The sequence below is a fragment of the Pseudomonas sp. P5_B2 genome, from assembly GCF_056400445.1.
Window position 1 is genome coordinate 1 of record NZ_JBFULH010000050.1, and the last position, 18,747, is coordinate 18,747.

At 61.1% G+C, this 18,747-nt stretch carries 15 protein-coding genes; all 15 read left to right on the plus strand.

Annotated elements, in window-relative coordinates; genetic code table 11:
- Window positions 1-199 precede the first annotated feature (199 nt).
- Window positions 200-646, plus strand: coding sequence for a DUF411 domain-containing protein (locus AC1DRJ_RS07785; RefSeq protein ID WP_477801597.1), 447 nt, complete (start codon window positions 200-202; stop codon window positions 644-646).
- Window positions 646-1,080 (plus strand): YqaA family protein, encoded by a 435-nt coding sequence (locus tag AC1DRJ_RS07790; RefSeq protein WP_477801598.1) that lies wholly within the window; start codon window positions 646-648, stop codon window positions 1,078-1,080. Before AC1DRJ_RS07785 ends, AC1DRJ_RS07790 begins: the two co-directional genes overlap by 1 nt.
- Window positions 1,081-1,165: 85 nt before the next feature.
- Window positions 1,166-2,191, plus strand: coding sequence for an alpha/beta fold hydrolase (locus tag AC1DRJ_RS07795; protein WP_477801599.1), 1,026 nt, complete (start codon window positions 1,166-1,168; stop codon window positions 2,189-2,191).
- A gap of 13 nt (window positions 2,192-2,204) precedes the next feature.
- Window positions 2,205-3,158 (plus strand): D-2-hydroxyacid dehydrogenase family protein, encoded by a 954-nt coding sequence (locus AC1DRJ_RS07800; RefSeq protein WP_477801600.1) that lies wholly within the window; start codon window positions 2,205-2,207, stop codon window positions 3,156-3,158.
- A gap of 565 nt (window positions 3,159-3,723) precedes the next feature.
- Window positions 3,724-5,310, plus strand: coding sequence for a glycogen synthase GlgA (glgA, locus tag AC1DRJ_RS07805; protein ID WP_477801601.1), 1,587 nt, complete (start codon window positions 3,724-3,726; stop codon window positions 5,308-5,310).
- Window positions 5,311-5,323: 13 nt separating this feature from the next.
- A complete protein-coding gene (gene treZ / locus AC1DRJ_RS07810; protein ID WP_477801602.1) occupies window positions 5,324-7,120 on the plus strand; it encodes a malto-oligosyltrehalose trehalohydrolase in 1,797 nt (598 codons plus the stop codon).
- Window positions 7,117-9,195, plus strand: coding sequence for a 4-alpha-glucanotransferase (gene malQ, locus AC1DRJ_RS07815; RefSeq protein ID WP_477801603.1), 2,079 nt, complete (start codon window positions 7,117-7,119; stop codon window positions 9,193-9,195). The genes treZ and malQ overlap by 4 nt, the downstream gene beginning before the upstream one ends.
- On the plus strand, window positions 9,192-11,999 hold the full coding sequence (locus AC1DRJ_RS07820; protein ID WP_477801604.1) for a malto-oligosyltrehalose synthase: 2,808 nt from the start codon (window positions 9,192-9,194) through the stop codon (window positions 11,997-11,999). Before malQ ends, AC1DRJ_RS07820 begins: the two co-directional genes overlap by 4 nt.
- A 21-nt stretch (window positions 12,000-12,020) precedes the next feature.
- A complete protein-coding gene (locus AC1DRJ_RS07825; RefSeq protein WP_477801605.1) occupies window positions 12,021-12,341 on the plus strand; it encodes a DUF2934 domain-containing protein in 321 nt (106 codons plus the stop codon).
- A gap of 100 nt (window positions 12,342-12,441) precedes the next feature.
- Window positions 12,442-14,601 (plus strand): glycogen debranching protein GlgX, encoded by a 2,160-nt coding sequence (gene glgX, locus AC1DRJ_RS07830; RefSeq protein ID WP_477801606.1) that lies wholly within the window; start codon window positions 12,442-12,444, stop codon window positions 14,599-14,601.
- 1 nt (window position 14,602) lies between these two features.
- A complete protein-coding gene (locus tag AC1DRJ_RS07835) occupies window positions 14,603-15,592 on the plus strand; it encodes an acyl-CoA dehydrogenase (RefSeq protein ID WP_477801611.1) in 990 nt (329 codons plus the stop codon).
- Entirely contained in the window at window positions 15,589-16,347 is a 759-nt protein-coding gene (locus AC1DRJ_RS07840; RefSeq protein ID WP_477801607.1) for a PIG-L deacetylase family protein, read from the plus strand. Before AC1DRJ_RS07835 ends, AC1DRJ_RS07840 begins: the two co-directional genes overlap by 4 nt.
- Window positions 16,344-16,943 (plus strand): SAM-dependent methyltransferase, encoded by a 600-nt coding sequence (locus AC1DRJ_RS07845; protein WP_477801608.1) that lies wholly within the window; start codon window positions 16,344-16,346, stop codon window positions 16,941-16,943. The genes AC1DRJ_RS07840 and AC1DRJ_RS07845 overlap by 4 nt, the downstream gene beginning before the upstream one ends.
- A gap of 182 nt (window positions 16,944-17,125) precedes the next feature.
- Window positions 17,126-17,884, plus strand: a complete 759-nt coding sequence (locus tag AC1DRJ_RS07850) for a PIG-L deacetylase family protein (protein ID WP_477801609.1) — start codon at window positions 17,126-17,128, stop codon at window positions 17,882-17,884.
- 233 nt (window positions 17,885-18,117) lie between these two features.
- Window positions 18,118-18,747, plus strand: a 630-nt coding sequence (locus AC1DRJ_RS07855) for an endonuclease/exonuclease/phosphatase family protein (protein ID WP_477801610.1), incomplete at its 3' end; no start/stop codon positions are given.

An 18,747-nucleotide genomic window follows, 5' to 3' on the forward strand; every position in this document is an offset into this window, starting at 1 on the left:
CAACAGCGCCAGGCCCGTTCCGCGACCTGAATGGGCCAACTGACCCACCGTATGGCAGAGCGCATTGTGGCGAGGGGGCTTGCCCCCTCACCACAATGATTGGGTGTCACATGTAAAATTTAGAAACAAACTCCTCCCTCGTTGTTGGCTAAACTGGTCAAAATGCCCATTTTTGACCGCCACCCGAGTCGAGATCCCCATGCGAACCCACCTGCGTCTGGTCGCCCTGAGCGCCCTTCTCCTTTCCTCCCTGGCCCAGGCCGCCGACCTGATCCCCATCGAAGTCCACCGCGACGCCAACTGCGGCTGCTGCAAAAAATGGATCAGCCACCTCGAAGCGAACGGCTTCAAGGTTGAGGACCGTGTCGAAACCAACATGAGCGAATTCAAGCAACAACATGGCGTGCCGCCGCGTCTGGCGTCGTGCCATACCGCCTTGATCAACGGCAAATTTGTCGAAGGTCATGTCCCGGCAGACCAGGTGCTGGCCCTGAGCAAACGTGACGACCTGCTCGGTGTTGCCGCCCCCGGCATGCCCATGGGCTCGCCGGGAATGGAAATGGACGGCATGAGCGATGCCTACCAAGTGATCGGGCTGAAAAAGGACGGCACTGATGTGGTGGTGGCGGATTACCCCGCCCATTGATGTCCGGTGCTTACTTCGGGTTGTTCTTCGCCGCGTTCGGCGCCGCGACGCTGCTGCCATTGCAGTCCGAAGCGGTGCTGGTGGGGTTGTTGCTCAGCGACCAGTATTGGCTCTGGTCGCTGTTGGCCATCGCCACGCTGGGCAACGTACTCGGTTCGCTGGTGAACTGGTGGTTGGGACGCGGTCTCGAACGATTTCGCGACCGGCGCTGGTTCCCGGTCAGCCCTCGTCATCTGGAACAAGCGCGAAAGCATTATCAGCGCTACGGCCATTGGTCTTTACTGCTCAGCTGGGTGCCGATCATTGGTGACCCGCTGACACTGGTGGCCGGCGTCATGCGCGAACCCTTGGGACGATTCCTGCTGATCGTGACCCTGGCCAAGGGTGCTCGTTATGGCGTGCTGGCCCTGGTAACACTGGGCTGGATGGGTTGAACGATCATGCACGGCGATTGCCTGTGTTTAATGTCGCCCTAATCATGCCGATCCAGCATCGGTCGGTTTCCTACGGAGTTCACCCATGCCCCTTGCCTTGTCCCGCTGGTTGCCCAGCCTGTTGCTGGCCGCCGCTCTGCCCCTCGTCGCCCACGCCGAAGGGCCGGAATATGGCCCTGAACTACAGGGTTTCGACTACCCCTACACCGTCAAGCACTTTGCCTTTGAGTCCCAGGGCAAATCCTTGCAAATGGGTTACATGGACGTCGCCGCCCATGGCAAGGCGAACGGCCGCAGCGTCGTGTTGATGCATGGCAAGAATTTCTGCGGCGCGACTTGGGAGAGTTCGATCAAGGCCCTCAGCGAGGCCGGTTATCGAGTCATCGCCCCGGACCAGATCGGTTTCTGCACTTCCAGCAAACCCGACCACTATCAGTACAGCTTCCAGCAACTGGCGACCAACACCCAGCAGTTGCTCAAAGCCTTGGGCATCCAGAAAGCCAGCCTCCTCGGCCACTCCACCGGCGGCATGCTTGCCACCCGGTACGCGTTGCAATACCCCGAGCAAGTCGAACAACTGGCGCTGGTCAATCCCATTGGCCTGGAAGACTGGAAAGCCCTCGGCGTGCCCTACCGCACCGTCGATCAATGGTACGAGCGCGAGCTCAAACTCAACGCCGACGGCATCCGCACCTATGAACGCAACACCTATTACGGTGGTCGCTGGAAGCCCGAATTCGAGCGTTGGGTGGACATGTTGGCCGGTCTGAACAAAGGCCCGGGACATACCCAAGTCGCGTGGAACTCGGCGCTGATCTACGACATGATTTTCACTCAACCGGTGTTCTACGAATTCAAAGACCTGAAGATGCCGACGCTGTTGCTGATCGGGACCTCCGACACCACGGCCATCGGCAGTGACATTGCCTCGCCCGAGGTCAAGGCGAAGCTCGGTCACTACGACGTGCTTGGCAAGCAAGTGGCCCAACTGATTCCGCAGTCGACCCTCGTCGAATTCCCCGGCATGGGCCACGCGCCGCAAATGGAAGAACCGGCGCAATTCCACAAGGCCTTGCTCGACTGGCTGAACAAGACCAACCCCGTTCATTGATGAGGTAAGGCTGATGGCGGTGCAGATTGCGGTGATTGATGACTGGCAGGACGTCGCGCGCGACGTGGTGGACTGGTCAGTGCTGGACAGCGTTGGCGAGGTCAGTTTTGTGCACGACTACCCGGCCGACAACGAAACCCTGGCCAAACGCCTGGGCGGCTTTGAGGTGATCTGCGTGATGCGTGAACGCACCCGGTTCGATGAGGACCTGTTGCGCCGGTTACCGAACCTCAAGCTGCTGGTCACTGGCGGGATGCGCAACGCGGCGCTGGACTTCAAAGCGGCCGCGGCGTTGGGGATTCAGGTCTGCGGCACTGACAGTTACAAGCACGCCGCACCCGAACTGACCTGGGCACTGATCATGGCCGCCACCCGCAACCTCGTGGTCGAAGCCAACGCCTTGCGCGCCGGACAATGGCAGCAAGGGCTCGGCGGTGATCTGCATGGCAAGACACTGGCCATTCTGGGGTTGGGCAGCATCGGCAAACGCGTCGCGCAGTTCGGGCAAGTGTTCGGTATGCGGGTGATTGCCTGGAGCGAGAACCTGACCAGCGACGCGGCTGCCGAAGTTGGCGTGACCTATGTCAGCAAGCAGGCACTGTTCGAACAGGCCGACGTGCTGTCCGTGCACCTGGTGCTCAGTGATCGCAGCCGTGGACTGGTCGACGCCGAGGCGCTGGACTGGATGAAACCCACGGCGCTGCTGGTCAATACCGCCCGTGGACCGATTGTGGATGAGGCGGCGCTGATCAAGGCGTTGCAGAAGAATCGCTTGGCCGGGGCGGCGCTGGATGTGTTTGAAGTGGAGCCATTGCCTGAACATCACCCCTTCAGGACGCTGGAGAATGTGTTAGCGACGCCGCATGTCGGGTATGTGAGCCACCAAAACTATCAGCTGTTCTTTTCGCAGATGATCGAAGACATTCAGGCGTGGTCGATGGGTAAGCCGATTCGGGTTCTCACTTAAGATCGAGTCATATTCATCGCGGGCAAGTCCGCTCCCACAAGGTATGCGCAAACCCCGTGGGAGCTGGCTTGCCCGCGATGGGGCCATCAAACACCCCCACCCATCCGACCAATCGCACCGCAACAGTGCAACCTCACCTCCTAAACCGCCCACTTTTGTGACTAGACAGTCCTCTTTTGACCCGCAACCAAAAATAAACCTGCACTTCGTCGGTGCGGTCACCCCTTTGACACACGGTTCTTTTACCCTCTGAAAACCGATTGTCGAACAATTTCACCAGATGACCGCCCCGCTCTAGGATCTGKCCTAGACTCATTTTCGCGAGGTAAAACCGGTTGGTCATCTGGCGGTAAAAAACTCGAAACTTTCGGTCCTGACCATGGGTCAGGTTAAAGGTAGGGTCAACGCGACTGGTGCATTCCTTGCAACGGCCCTTCCACCCATCCGCTTCACCGCATTGGGCAGTATTTGCTACCGATGCGTGCGCGTTTGCGCATGGCCACAGGATTTGGCCCCACCGTTTGTGCCAGACCTAAGCATTAGATCAACACCACGGGAGATTCATATGATAAGTGCGGCTTTAGATATTCAGGGAGAGCGTGCTCATCAGCAGGTCGGCGAATCGAGCGTCGTCAATGCACCGAGTGCGCAATCGATCAGCGTCCCTGGCACCAAGACGCTGACACCGGCTGCCAGTCAGAATCCGAATAGAAAGAAAGTGTTGTTTGTCACCTCCGAGATTGCCGATCTGGTGAAAACCGGAGGTCTGGGCGACGTTTCCGCCGCGCTGCCACGCGCCATGTCGCACCTGCACGATGTGCGGGTCCTCATCCCCGGCTATCCGCAAGTGCTGCACAGCGAAAACCCGATCCACATCATTGGTGAACTGGGTGGGCACGCCGCACTGCCGCCCTGCAAGATCGGGCGCATGGACATGCCGGACGGTCTGGTCATTTATGTGTTGATCTGCCCTGAGCTCTACGAGCGCGAAGGCTCGCCTTACGGTGCCAACAATGGCCGCGACTGGCCGGACAACCATATTCGCTTTGCCCGCCTGGGTCTCGCCGCCGCGGATATCGCCGCCAATCTTGCACAAATTCACTGGTGCCCGGATCTGGTGCATGCCCATGACTGGCCCGCGGGCCTGGCGCCTGCCTACATGCACTGGCGTGGGCAGCGCACTCCAACCTTGTTCACCATTCATAACCTGGCCTACCAAGGCGTGACCAGCCTCGGCTCGTGCCCCGAACTGGGCATCCCCGCGCACGCCCTGCAGCAGGAAGGCATGGAGTTCTACGGCAAGATGTCGTTTCTCAAGGCCGGCATGGCCTATTCGAGCCACATCACCACCGTCAGCGCCACCTATGCCCAGGAAATCACCACGCCGGCCTTTGGCTGTGGCCTCGACGGTTTTCTCGCCGCCAAGACCCAGCAAGGCTTGCTCAGCGGCATTCCCAACGGCATTGATGAAAGCTGGRATGCGGCCACGGACACGCACCTGTTCCGCCCCTTCAGCATCGGTGACTGGGACGGCAAAGCGGTCAACGCTGCGCATGTACGCGAACTGTTCGGCCTGGACAATTCCGAAGGTCCGCTGTTTGCCGTTGTTTCACGTCTGGTCTATCAGAAAGGCCTGGATCTGACCGAAGCGGTCTCCGAATACATCGTCAAATGCGGCGGCCAGATTGCGATCATCGGCCGTGGCGAGCCGGAAGAAGAACAAGCCATGCGTGAACTGGCCCTGCGTTTTCCCGGGCAGATCGGCGTGCGCATCGGCTTCAACGAAACTGATGCCCGACGCATGTTTGCAGGCAGCGATTTCCTGCTGATGCCCTCGCGTTATGAACCCTGCGGCCTGAGTCAGATGTACGCCCAGCGCTTCGGTTCACTGCCGGTGGCACGCAATACCGGCGGCCTGGCCGACACCATTGAAAACGGCGTGACCGGTTTCCTCTTCGATGAATCCACCGTCGAGAGTTACCAGGAAGCCCTGAGCCGTGCGTTCAAGGTGTTCGCCTTCCCCGACCTGCTCCACGCCATGCGGTGCCGGGCCATGGCTGCGCCGTTCAACTGGTGCAAGGCAGTGGAACCCTACGCCGAACTCTATGAACAGCTTGTGGCCAAGTCGTTGGGCAAATCGGGCCGACAGTAAGAGGTTTTCAACGATGCCGTTACGGACCCTTGAGACCTGGCCCCACGGCGCAATCATGCTGGACGCAGAACACACGCGTTTTGCCTTGTGGGCGCCTGATGCGTTTTACGTCAGTGTCGAACTGGAAAATGGACAATCCCTGCCGTTGCTGCCTCAGGCTGACGGCTGGTTCGTGATCAAGACCCGCTGCCCCGCGGGCACCCGTTACCGCTATAACATCGATGGCGAGCTGGAGGTGCCGGACCCGGCCTCCCGCGCCCAAGCCGGCGACATCGGCGGCCACAGCGTGGTGGTCGATCCGCTGGCCTATCGATGGAAACACAACACTTGGCACGGTCGGCCATGGAGCGAGGCGATCATCTACGAATTGCACGTCGGTGTGCTCGGCGGTTTCAATGCCGTCGAGCAACACCTGTCGCGCCTCGTCGAACTCGGCATCACGGCGATAGAACTGATGCCGTTGGCGCAATTCCCCGGTGAGCGCAATTGGGGTTACGACGGTGTCTTGCCTTACGCCCCCCAGGCCTCCTATGGCTCACCCGAACAACTCAAACACCTGATCGACACCGCCCACGGCCTCGGCCTGGCGGTGATTCTCGACGTGGTTTACAACCACTTCGGTCCGGATGGCAATTACCTGCACCACTACGCCAAAGGCTTTTTCCGCGAAGACAAGCACACGCCGTGGGGCGCTGCCATCGACTTCCGGCAACGCGAGGTGCGGGATTTCTTCATCGACAATGCGTTGATGTGGCTACTGGAATATCGCTTTGACGGATTGCGCCTGGATGCAGTGCATGCCATCGAAAGCCCGGACTTCCTTGAAGAACTGGCCCAACGGGTTCGCCAGCAAACCGAGCCCACACGTCATGTGTGGCTGATGGTGGAAAACGAACACAATGAAGCCAAACTGCTGCAACAAGGCTTCGATGCGCAGTGGAACGATGACGGTCACAACGCCCTGCATGTGTTGCTGACCGGCGAAACCGACGCCTACTACGCCGATTACGCCGAACAGACCACCAAACAACTCGCTCGCTGCCTGAGCCAGGGGTTTGTGTTCCAGGGCCATATCACCCGCCACGGCACACCGCGAGGTGAGCCCAGTGGTCATTTGCCGCCGACCGCCTTCGTGCTGTTTCTGCAAAACCATGACCAGATCGGCAACCGTGCGTTAGGCGAACGCCTGCATCAACTGACCCATCCTGATGCGCTTTACGCCGCCACCGCATTACTGCTGATGTCGCCGATGATCCCGCTGATGTTCATGGGCGATGAATTCGCAGCGCAGGCCCCGTTTCTGTTTTTCACCAGCCACCACGGTGAACTCGCAGAATTGGTGCGCGAAGGTCGACGCAACGAGTTCGCGGCCTTCAGTGCCTTTGCCGATCCCCACAAGCGTGAACAAATTCCCGACCCCAATGCGCTCCAAACCTTCGAAGCCTCGCAACCGAAGCGCAGCGCCAGTGCGCTGCCGGGCATTCATGATTTGTATCGCCGCCTGTTGCAACTGCGCCACGAGCACCTCATCCCGCGTCTGCCCGGCACCCAGGCATTGGGCGCCGACGTGCTCGGGCACGCAGCGGTGAGTGCACGATGGCGGCTAGGAGATGGTAGCGAGCTGCGCATTGACCTGAACCTCAGCGAYACGCCGGTGGTCCACACCCCTGAGGCCGAAACATGCTTGCTGTTCGAACACCCGCCCCACGCAGCCGACCTGTTACGCCAGGGCAAACTCGCCCCATATTGCGCGCTGGTCAGCCTCACGGCCGCAGCACCTTTGCTACCCTCGGATGGAGAGCGCCCATGAGCGATGCGCAACTTGAAATACTGGCCAGCCGCGCAGGCCTGGCCGTCGATTGGATCGACGCCAATGGTCGCGCACAGAAAGTCGACCCGTCCGTGTTACGCGCCGTGCTTACGGGCCTCGGTCACCCGGCCGGCAGCGCCCAGGAAATCGATGCAAGCCTGTTGGAGTTGCAAGCTGTCCAGCAGACTCACCGCCTGCCGCCACTGATGACGGTCGACGTCGGTGTCGGCCTCGATCTGGCACGTTACTTTGAGCCCGAAACAGCTTGCGATATTCATCTCGAAGATGGATCGAGGATCAGCCTGAAGCTCGACGCACATGCCGTGCTGCCGGGACTGATTCCGGTCGGCTACCAGCATGCCAGCATTGACGGCCAATCCTTCACCCTCGCGGTGGCGCCCGAACGTTGCTACAGCGTGGGTGACGCCGTCGACAACCCGATCCCGCGCACCTGGGGCCTGAGCGTCCAGCTGTACTCGTTGCGGCGTGCCGGCGATGGTGGTTTCGGTGATACCCAGGCGCTGGAAGACCTCGCGCGGGTTGCCGGCGAACGCGGCGCCGAAGCGTTGGCGATCAGTCCGTTGCACGCGATGTTCGGCAGCGACACCCAGCGCTACAGTCCGTACTCGCCCTCCAGCCGTTTGTTTCTCAACAGCCTGTACGCCGCGCCCGGTGCCATCCTCGGTGAGCGGGCGATGCGCGCGGCAATTGACGCCACCGGGCTCGCCGCCGAACTGCAACAGCTCGAAGAACGCCCGCTGATTGACTGGCCCGTGGCCGCGCACGCCAAACACCGCATTTTGCAGGCGTTGTACCAGGGCTTTGTTCAGGGCGAACACCCGTTGCACGAAGATTTCAGCAGTTTTCGCCATGCCTCGGGCGAAGCACTGGAAAATCACTGTCGCTTCGAGGCCCTACAAGAAGTCCGCTCCGCCAAGGGTGAAAGCCTCGACTGGCGCGAATGGCCCGAACAGTGGCGCGACCCGCGCAGCATTGCTCTTGCCGAGTTCGCTGAAGAAAACGCTACACGCATTGGCTTCTTCGCCTTCTGCCAATGGCTGATCACCCGTTGCCTGGAGCGTGCGCAAACCGCCGCCCGCGGTGCCGGCATGAGCATCGGCCTGATCGCCGACCTTGCCGTCGGTGCCGACGGTGGCGGCAGTCAAGCCTGGAGCCGCCAGGACGAATTACTCGCCTCACTGACAGTGGGTGCGCCGCCGGACATCCTCAACCGCACCGGCCAGGGTTGGGGCATTTCCGCGTTTTCGCCCGAAGGTCTGGTGCGCAACGGGTTTCGCGCGTTTATCGAAATGCTGCGCGCCAATTTCGCCCACGCAGGCGGCCTGCGGATCGACCACATCATGGGCCTGCAACGGCTGTGGGTGATCCCCAATGGCGCGTCTCCCCGGGATGGCGCGTACCTTTATTACCCGGTCGACGATTTACTGCGCTTGCTGACGCTCGAATCCCATCGGCATCAAGCGATTGTGCTGGGCGAAGACCTCGGCACTGTACCGGAAGGCCTGCAGGAAAAACTCATCGCCCGCTCGATCCTCGGCATGCGCGTGTTGCTGTTTGAACAGGACAACGCCCACTTCAAGCCCATCCTCGACTGGCCGGACAACGCGCTGGCAACCACCAGCACCCATGACTTGCCGACACTCAATGGCTGGTGGCATGGGCGCGACATCGACTGGAACGCCCGGCTCAGCTTGATAGACGCCAGCGGTGAAATCGAATGGCGCCATCACCGCGAGCGCGAACGTGAAGGCCTGCGTCGGGTGTTGGGCGAAGACCCTCAGAACTTTCGCGAGGAGTCCCACGAAACCGATCAGGTGCTCGACGCCAGCGTCCGGTTCCTCGGGCATACCCGCGCACCCTTGGTGTTGCTGCCACTGGAAGATGCCTTGGGCATCGAACAGCAGGCCAACCTGCCCGGCACCATCGACACCCACCCCAACTGGTCACGGCGCCTGCCCGGCGACAGCGAAGCCCTGCTCGATGACCCTGACGCGGCCCGACGCTTGGAACTGCTCGCCTGCGCACGGCTTCAGGCGGGCGAGCGTGACCAATGACGGCGCCGTTTATCCAACCGCCGCGGGCGACCCTGCGGCTGCAATTTCATAAAGGCTTCACCCTGGATCAAGCGGTGCCACTGGTGCCGTATTTCGCCCGCCTTGGCATCAGTCACGTCTATGCCTCGCCGCTGCTGGCCGCCCGCGCCGGGTCCATGCATGGCTACGACGTAGTGGACCCGACCACGGTCAACCCCGAGCTGGGTGGTGAGGCCGCGTTGCACCGTTTGGTCAGTGCCCTGCGCGAACAGCGGATGGGCTTGATCCTCGACATCGTGTCCAACCACATGGCGGTCGGTGGCGCTGATAACCCTTGGTGGCTGGACTTACTGGAATGGGGGCGGTTGAGCCCGTTCGGTGAGTTCTTCGACATTCAATGGCACTCGCCTGACCCCTTGATGGAAGGTCAGTTGTTGCTGCCATTCCTGGGCAGCGACTACGGCATCGCGTTGCAGGACGGCACCCTGCCCTTGCGCTTAGATGCGCAGGACGGCAGCTTTTACGTGCAGCATTACGATCACCGCTTCCCGATCTGCCCGATGCACTATGGCGAACTGCTGCCCACGGACGGCGAACAGCTGAAGTCGCTGGCGGAGCGCTTCACCACGTTGAGTTACCAGACGGACGCGCACAGCCTCGCGGTACCGCTGAAAGCCGAACTGCGCGATCTGGCCAGCGATCCGGCACAACGCCAGTCCATCGAGCAACACTTGGGCAGTTACGACTCACTCACCCCGGACGGTTTCCAGCGCCTGCACAATCTGCTCGATCGCCAGAGTTATCGGCTGGCGAGTTGGCGCACGGCGGCGGACGACATTAACTGGCGGCGTTTTTTCGATGTCAACGAACTGGGCGGCTTGCGCGTCGAGCGTCCGGCCGTGTTCGAAGCAACCCATGCGAAAATCTTCGAACTGGTGGCGCAAGGGCTGGTGGACGGTTTGCGCATCGACCACATCGACGGCCTCGCCGATCCCCGTGGCTACTGCCGCAAACTGCGGCGCCGGGTCGATAGCCTGTCACCGGGCCGGCACCTGCCGATCTACGTCGAGAAGATCCTCGGTGAAGGCGAAACCCTGCACCGCGACTGGTCGGTGGACGGCACTACCGGTTACGAGTTCATGAACCAAGTGTCGCTGCTGCAACACGACCCGCAAGGCGCCCAGACCTTGGGCGAACTCTGGCAGCGCTTCAGCGAACGCCCTGCCGACTTCCGCCAGGAAGCGCAATTGGCACGTCAGCAGATCCTCAACGGCTCGTTGGCCGGCGATTTCGAAAGCGTTGCCCAGGCCTTGCTGCAAGTCGCCCGGGACGACCTGATGACCCGTGACCTCACCCTCGGTGCGATCCGCCGGGCGTTGCAGGAATTGATCGTGCACTTCCCGGTGTACCGCACGTATATCAGCCCCCATGGCCGCTCCAAGGAAGACGATGTGTTTTTCCAGCAGGCCATGGAGGGTGCGCGGCAAACCCTCAGCGAAGCTGATTGGCCGGTACTCGATTGCCTGGCCGGCTGGCTCGGCGGCGAGCCTTGGCGCAAACGCCCGGTGGGGCGCCAGCGCAAGATCCTCAAGCATGCCTGCGTGCGCTTTCAGCAACTGACCTCGCCGGCCGCCGCCAAAGCGGTCGAAGACACCGCGTTCTATCGCTCGGCGGTGTTGCTGTCGCGCAATGACGTCGGCTTCAGCACCGAACAGTTCAGCGCCCCGGTGTCGGACTTTCATGCCGCCTGCGCCAATCGCCTGGCCGAATTCCCGGGCAACCTGCTTGCGACCGCCACCCATGACCACAAACGCGGCGAAGACACGCGCGCACGCTTGGCCGTGCTGAGCGAACGCAGCGCCTGGTATGCCGATCAGATTCCGCTCTGGAGAACCCTCGCCCGACCGCTGCGTGACGACGACCTCATGCCGACGGCGGGCGATGAGTTGATCCTGTACCAGGCGATCCTCGGCAGTTGGCCGCTGAACCTGCACAGCGATGATCAGCCTGCGCTTGAGGACTACGCCAAACGCCTCTGGCAGTGGCAACAAAAAGCCCTGCGTGAAGCCAAGCTGCAAAGCAGTTGGAGCGCGCCGAACGAGCCCTATGAACACGCCATGCAGGTGTTTATCGAACGTCTGTTTTCGGCCCCCGAAGGTGAACTGCTGCGCACAATCCTCGGCAAAGCGGTTCAGGCCATCGCTGCCCCCGGCGCCATCAATGGATTGGCGCAAACCTTGCTGAGAATGACCGTGCCCGGGGTGCCGGACCTCTATCAGGGCGACGACTTCTGGGACTTCAGCCTGGTGGATCCGGACAACCGCCGGCCGGTGGATTACGCCAGCCGTCAACGGGCACTTCAAGCCACACCGGACGTGCTCGAACTATTGGCGAACTGGCGTGACGGGCGCATCAAGCAGACGCTGATCGCCGAGGTGCTGAACCTGCGGGCCGAACATGCCGAACTGTTTTCGCGAGGGACGTATCAAGCCCTTGAAGTGCTCGGCAGCCAAGCCCATCGGGTGCTGGCCTTTGCTCGCTCGCTGGAAGGTAAACGCGCCATCGTGATCGTACCGATACGTTGCGCCGAGCTGCAAACAACCGATTTGCAAAAAACCGATCTGCAAAAAAACGGTGCCGAACCAAGGATAGATGCCCAGCAGTGGGGCGATACACGGGTCAAATTACCGTTCGCCGCCTCTGACGAAAATCTGAAGGGACTTTTTTCCAGCGTCGCAGTCACACAACACAGGGAGCTGAACATCAGCGCTGCGCTGGGGATTGTCCCGGTCAATCTCTTTATCCAACACTTTACCCAAGCTTGAGTTCAGTTCAGGAGCATTGCGATGAGTACCGACGATAAACGCGTTCGCGAATTTGCCTATCAGATCTGGGAATCCGAGGGCAAACCGGAGGGCCAAGAAGCCCGGCACTGGGAAATGGCCCGCAAGCTGGCCGAAGCGGAAGCCCTGGCGCCGAAAAAACCAGCGAAAGCCAGCACCACTAAACCTGCGGCCGGCAAGGCCAATGGTGCCCTCGACAGTAAAGGCAGCGAAACCAAACCCAAAGCCAAGGCCAAGCCTGCTGCGGCGTCGAAAGTGATTCCGCCGGGGGAAAAAGCCGTCGAGAAAAAGCCTCGCGCGGCGAAAAAGCCACCGACCACCTGACGTCATAAACGATTTGTATTGATCAATGACGTGGCGAGTTCGCTCGCCACTGGGGCTCGTTCGCCCTTGAAAAACCACGATCCCCACTGCAGGAGCACCTATGACCACGCCAAAGAAAGCCGCGCCAGAACCTCACGCCGAGGCTTCGCGAATCCGTGAAGGCTTGCCCTTCCCGCTGGGCGCGACCTGGGATGGCCTAGGGGTCAACTTCGCCTTGTTTTCTGCCAACGCCACCAAGGTCGAACTGTGCATCTTCGATGACTCGGGCGAGGTGGAACTGGAACGGATCGAGCTACCCGAATACACCGACGAGATCTACCACGGCTACTTGCCCGATGCCCATCCAGGCCTGATCTACGGCTATCGCGTCTATGGCCCGTACGACCCGGCCAACGGTCATCGCTTCAACCACAACAAACTGCTGATCGACCCCTACGCCAAACAACTGGTCGGTGAGTTGAAATGGTCCGAAGCGCTGTTCGGCTACACCATCGGCCACCCCGATGCCGACCTCAGTTTCGATGAGCGCGACAGCGCGCCCTTCGTGCCCAAATGCAAAGTCATCGACCCGGCGCACACCTGGGGTCACGACCATCGCGTCAGCGTGCCATGGGACAAAACCATCATCTATGAAACCCACGTACGCGGCATCAGCATGCGCCACCCTTCCGTTCCCGAGAATGTGCGCGGCACGTTTGCCGGGTTGATGGTGGATGACGTGCTGGAACACATCCGCAAACTCGGGGTGTCGTCGGTTGAATTGCTGCCGATCCACGCGTTCGTCAACGATCAGCATTTGCTGCACAAGGGCATGACCAATTATTGGGGCTACAACAGCATCGCGTTCTTCGCTCCGGACCCGCGCTACCTGGCCAGCGGCAAAATCGCCGAGTTCAAGGAAATGGTCGCGCACCTGCACGAGGCCGATCTGGAAGTGATTCTCGACGTGGTCTACAACCACACGGCCGAGGGCAATGAACAAGGGCCGACCCTGTCCATGCGCGGCATCGACAACGCCTCCTACTACCGCTTGATGCCCGAGGACAAGCGCTTCTACATCAACGATTCCGGGACCGGCAACACCCTGGATTTGAGCCACCCTTGCGTGTTGCAAATGGTCACTGACTCCTTGCGTTATTGGGCTTCGGAAATGCACGTCGACGGTTTTCGCTTCGACCTGGCGACCATTCTCGGTCGCTACCACGACGGTTTTGATGAACGTCACAGCTTCCTCGTGGCCTGCCGTCAAGACCCGGTGCTGCGTCAGGTGAAGATGATTGCCGAACCGTGGGACTGCGGCCCCGGCGGATATCAAGTCGGCAACTTTCCCCCAGGCTGGGTGGAATGGAACGACAAATTCCGCGACACCGTGCGCGCGTTCTGGAAAGGAGACGACGGCCAACTCGCCGATTTCGCCAGCCGCATGACCGCCTCCGGCGAGATGTTCGACCAGCGTGGCCGGCGTCCTTATGCTTCCTTGAATTTCATTACCGCCCACGACGGTTTCACCCTCAATGACCTGGTGTCGTACAACGACAAGCACAACGAAGCCAACGACGAGAACAATCAAGACGGCAGCAACAACAACCTGTCCTGGAACCACGGCGTCGAAGGCCCGACCGACGATCCCGAAATCAACGAATTGCGCCAGCGGCAAATGCGCAACTTCTTCGCCACGCTGCTGCTGTCCCAAGGCACGCCGATGCTGGTGGCCGGCGACGAATTCGCACGCACTCAGGAAGGCAACAACAACGCCTATTGCCAGGACAGCGAGATCGGTTGGGTCAACTGGGACTTGAGCGAAGACGGCAAGGCCCTGCTCAAGTTCGTCAAACGCCTGATCAAGTTGCGACTGACGTACCCGGTCCTGCGTCGCGGGCGCTTCGTGGTGGGTAATTACAACGAGGACATCGGGGTCAAGGACGTGAGCTGGCTCGCGCCGGATGGCACTGAAATGTCCCAGGAGCAATGGGGCGAAGGCCACGGTCGTTGCCTTGGCATATTGCTCGACGGCCGCGCCCAGGAAACCGGGATCCGCCGAAAGGGTGCGGACGCGACGTTATTGCTGGTGGTCAACGCCCACCACGACATCGTCAACTTCACGCTGCCGGAAGTGCCCGATGGCGGACACTGGACCTGCATGATCGACACCAATCAACCGTCGATTCGCGGTCAGGAACGCTTCGAATTCGGTCACGAATACTCGGTGACCGGCCGTTCGCTGCTGCTGTTCGAATTGCAGCATGAGGAAGACGAGTGAAATGGACCTTCAGGCGTTTCTCACTCGCCAGCCAGCGGAATACGCCGACACTCAGGCGCTAGGCCGTTGCCTGCGGGCGCTGGTGGAGGCCGGGCTGGATCAGCTTCCACTGCCCGGAAGCGGCCGGACGCTGGAGCGCTTCCAGCGTTTGGCGCAGGTCGGGGGGCATGATTTGGGCCTGTGCAAACTGTACGAAGGCCACACCGATGCGCTGGCCATCATGGCGCAACTCGACGCCTCTCCACTACCCGGCAGCACTTGGGGCATGTGGGCCTCCGAGCCGCCGAACGCGCGGGTGCGGGTCAGTCAGCAAGGCGCTCGGGTAACGCTGGACGGGCGTAAAGCCTGGTGCTCGGGCGCGACGGTGTTGAGCCATGCCCTGCTCACCGCGTGGGATGAACAGGACCGCCAGCAGTTGGTTGCGGTGGTCTTGGATCAACCCGGTGTCAGCGTGACGGATCAGGGCTGGCAAGCAGTCGGCATGGCCGCCACTGGCAGCGTCGACGTGCTGTTCGAGAGCGCTCAAGCTCAAGTCATTGGCCTTCCCGGCGAGTACTTGCAACGACCGGGTTTCTGGCAAGGTGGAATCGGCATTGCCGCCTGTTGGTACGGCGCGGCCCACAGCCTCGGCGAACGCCTGCGCACTCACTGCGCGCAACATGAAGAACCGCATGCCCTCGCTCATCTCGGCGCGGTTGATTGTGCGCTGCACGCTGCGATGCAGGTGTTACGTGCCAGCGCCGAATCCATCGATAGTTCGCCGCAAGACAACGCCCAATTGCTCGCCCGTCGTGCCCGGGCGGTGGTCGAACACGCTGCCGAACAGGTGATCCTGCACGTCGGCCATGCCCTCGGTGCCGGTCCTTATTGCAAGGATCGCCAGTTCGCCCGATTGATTGCCGACCTGCCGGTGTTCCTGCGCCAAAGCCATGCCGAGCGGGATCTCGCCGCGCTGGGCAAACTGGCCCTGGAAGGGACATGGACGTTATGAGAACCAATCCAATCGTCGGCCAGGGCACGCCCCTGCGCCTGTGGCAAACATCCCGTCATCTGGCGCAACTGCCGGAAATCGATATCCTCAGCCTGGTGCCCGAAGGCGCTCGCGCGGTAATCATCGCACCGCACCCGGATGACGAAGTCCTGGGCTGCGGTGGTTTCCTGCAATTGCTAGCGGCGGCAGGTCGAGCGTTGCAACTGATTTCAGTCACCGATGGCAGCGCCAGTCATCCCGGTTCAAAACGCTGGCCCGTGGAGCGTCTGAGCGCCGTGCGGCCGCAAGAATCGGTGGAAGCGTTACGCCGTCTAGGCTTGCCGCTGCACCGTTTGAAATGGCTGCGAGGCGGTTTCAGTGACAGTCAGGTCGCCGCGCGCGAAAGCGAATTGAGCGCGTTCATCGAACATCACCTGCGCCCCAACGATGTGGTGTTCACCACGTGGCGTGAAGACGGTCATTGCGATCATGAGGCCGTGGGGCGCGCCAGTGCTCTCGCCGCGAGTCGCATCGGCGCGACCCTGCATGAACTGCCCGTGTGGACCTGGCACTGGGCAACGCCGGAAGACGCTGGTGTACCTTGGCACCGGGCACGCAAAATCCGCCTGACCCCGCCGCTGATTGCACGCAAACGTCACGCGATCCACGCCTTCGCCAGCCAGTTGGAAGGTGATCCGCAGATCGGCTTGCCCCCCGTGCTGGCGCCCTTTGTGCTGGACCGACTGCTGCAGCCGTTTGAGGTGATTTTTCTATGAGCGTTGACGATCGCTATTTCGATGGCTTGTTTGCCGGCAACGATGATCCCTGGGCGTTTCGTCAACGCTGGTACGAACAGCGCAAACGCGCGATCACCCTCGCCGCCCTGCCGCGCCCGCATTACCGCGCAATCTTTGAGCCCGGCTGCGCCAACGGTGAATTGAGCTTTGAACTGGCCAGCCGCTGCGACCGCCTGCTGTGTTGCGACACCGCTACCGCAGCCGTTGCGTTGGCGCGCACTCGCCTCGGCCCGTTCGACCACGCCGAAGTCCGTCACGCTCGCCTGCCCGCCGAGTGGCCGGAGGAAAAGTTCGATCTGATCGTGCTCAGCGAAATCGGCTATTACCTCGATGCCGACGACTTGAAACACCTGATCCAACAGGCCGAACAGTCACTCGCCGCTGACGGTCAACTGTTGGCCTGCCACTGGCGCCCACCCATCGAAGGCTGTCCGTTGAACGCCCGGCAGGTTCACGACTTGCTCCACGAGCACTTGACGCTGGCCCGCCTGGTCCTGCACCTGGAAGCGGATTTTCTGCTGGAGCTCTGGAGTCGAGAACCTCGCTCTGTCGCTGCACTTGAGGGCCTGCGATGATTCGCATTCTGCACGCGGTGGTTTCGGCGACTGTTTACGGGATTTGGTACGAATTGGTTAAATAAATCGACTCAGATGAATCCCTCACGCGACGAATAGCGATACTTGAGCAATACTCTGTGCGCAACAATCCAGGTATGGAGCGCTGCACATCGTTTTCTAACAGACAAGGACGTAGGCCGATGAAAACCGTCTCCCTCATCGACAGCAGCCAGCCAGTACAAATCTGGAACAGTGCGCTGCAACTGGACAACATCCCCGTCATCAACACCCAGACCCTGGTCCCCGCCGGCGCACGCGCCGTGGTGATCTCGCCGCATCCCGGCGACGAAGTGGTCAGCTGTGGCGGTTTGCTGCAGCTGCTTTCCAGCCTCGGTCATCCGCTGCAATTGATCTCGGTCACCGATGGCAGTGCCAGCCAACCGGGCTCACAACAATGGTCGGAGAAACGCCTGAGCGTGTTTCGCGGCCAGGAAAGCGTCGAGGCCCTGCGTCGGCTCGGCTTGCCGATGCACAGCCTGAAATGGATTCGTGGTGGTTTCACTGACTTCGCCCTGGCTGAGCAGGAAACACAACTGACCCAATTCATCTCCCGCTACTTGCGTCCCGGCGACGTGGTGTTCAGCACTTGGCGCGAGGACGGCACACCCGATCACGATACCGTCGGCCGTGCCAGCGCCGCTGCTGCCTGCAGCGTCGGTGCAGCGTTCCATGAAGTGCCTATCTGGGCCTGGCACTGGCCGGCTCGAGACCAGGCGCTCATGCCCTGGCACCGTGCACGCAAAGTGCGCCTCGACACCTGGACTGTTGCGCGCAAAAGCCACGCCACCCACGCCTACGCCAGCCAGCTCGACGGCGACCCCTCCATCGGCATTGCCCCCCTGCTGCCCCGAGTGCTCCTGGACCGCATGCGATTGCCCTATGAAATCGTCTTCATCTGACTGCTTAGCCCTGTAGCAGCTGCCGAGCATGCGAGGTTGCGTCCGGCCGCGCAGCGGTCGTAAACCCTGTGCACTCGGTTTACCTGAAACACCGCGTCGCCTGATTTCACGACCGCTKCGCGGCCGRACGCAACCTCGCATGCTCGGCAGCTGCTACAAAGTTTCGGTAGCTGTGAACTGCCCGCCGCCGCATCAGTCGCATGCATAAGCAGTTCTGATTCAGAGGAGTACACGTGACCAGCGAATCCGAGCAACAGGCCGCGCTCAAGCCTTCCCCGGCGACACAGCGCCTGCGGGTGCTGACGGTCAACACTCACAAGGGGTTCACCGCCCTCAACCGGCGTTTCATCCTCCCGGAATTACGCGAGGCCGTACGCAGTACGTCAGCGGACCTGGTGTTCCTCCAGGAAGTCGTGGGAGAACACGATCGGCATTCTTCCCGTTATTACAACTGGCCGCAGACCTCACAATACGAATTTCTCGCCGACAGCATGTGGAGCGATTTCGCCTATGGGCGCAATGCGGTCTACCCCGACGGCCACCACGGCAATGCGCTGCTGTCGAAATACCCGATCCGCGAATTTCGTAACCTTGATGTGTCGATCACCGGCCCCGAACGCCGTGGGTTGCTGCACTGTGTGCTGGAGGTGCCGGGGCACGCGGAAGTCCATGCGATTTGCGTGCACCTGAGCCTGCTCGAAAGTCATCGTCAGTTACAGCTGCAGCTGCTCTGCCAACTGCTCGAATCCCTGCCCGACGATGCTCCGGTCATCATTGCCGGCGACTTCAACGATTGGCAGTTGCAGGGCAACGCCGCCCTCTCCCGTCGCGACGACCTGCATGAGGCGTTCGAACGCCACAAC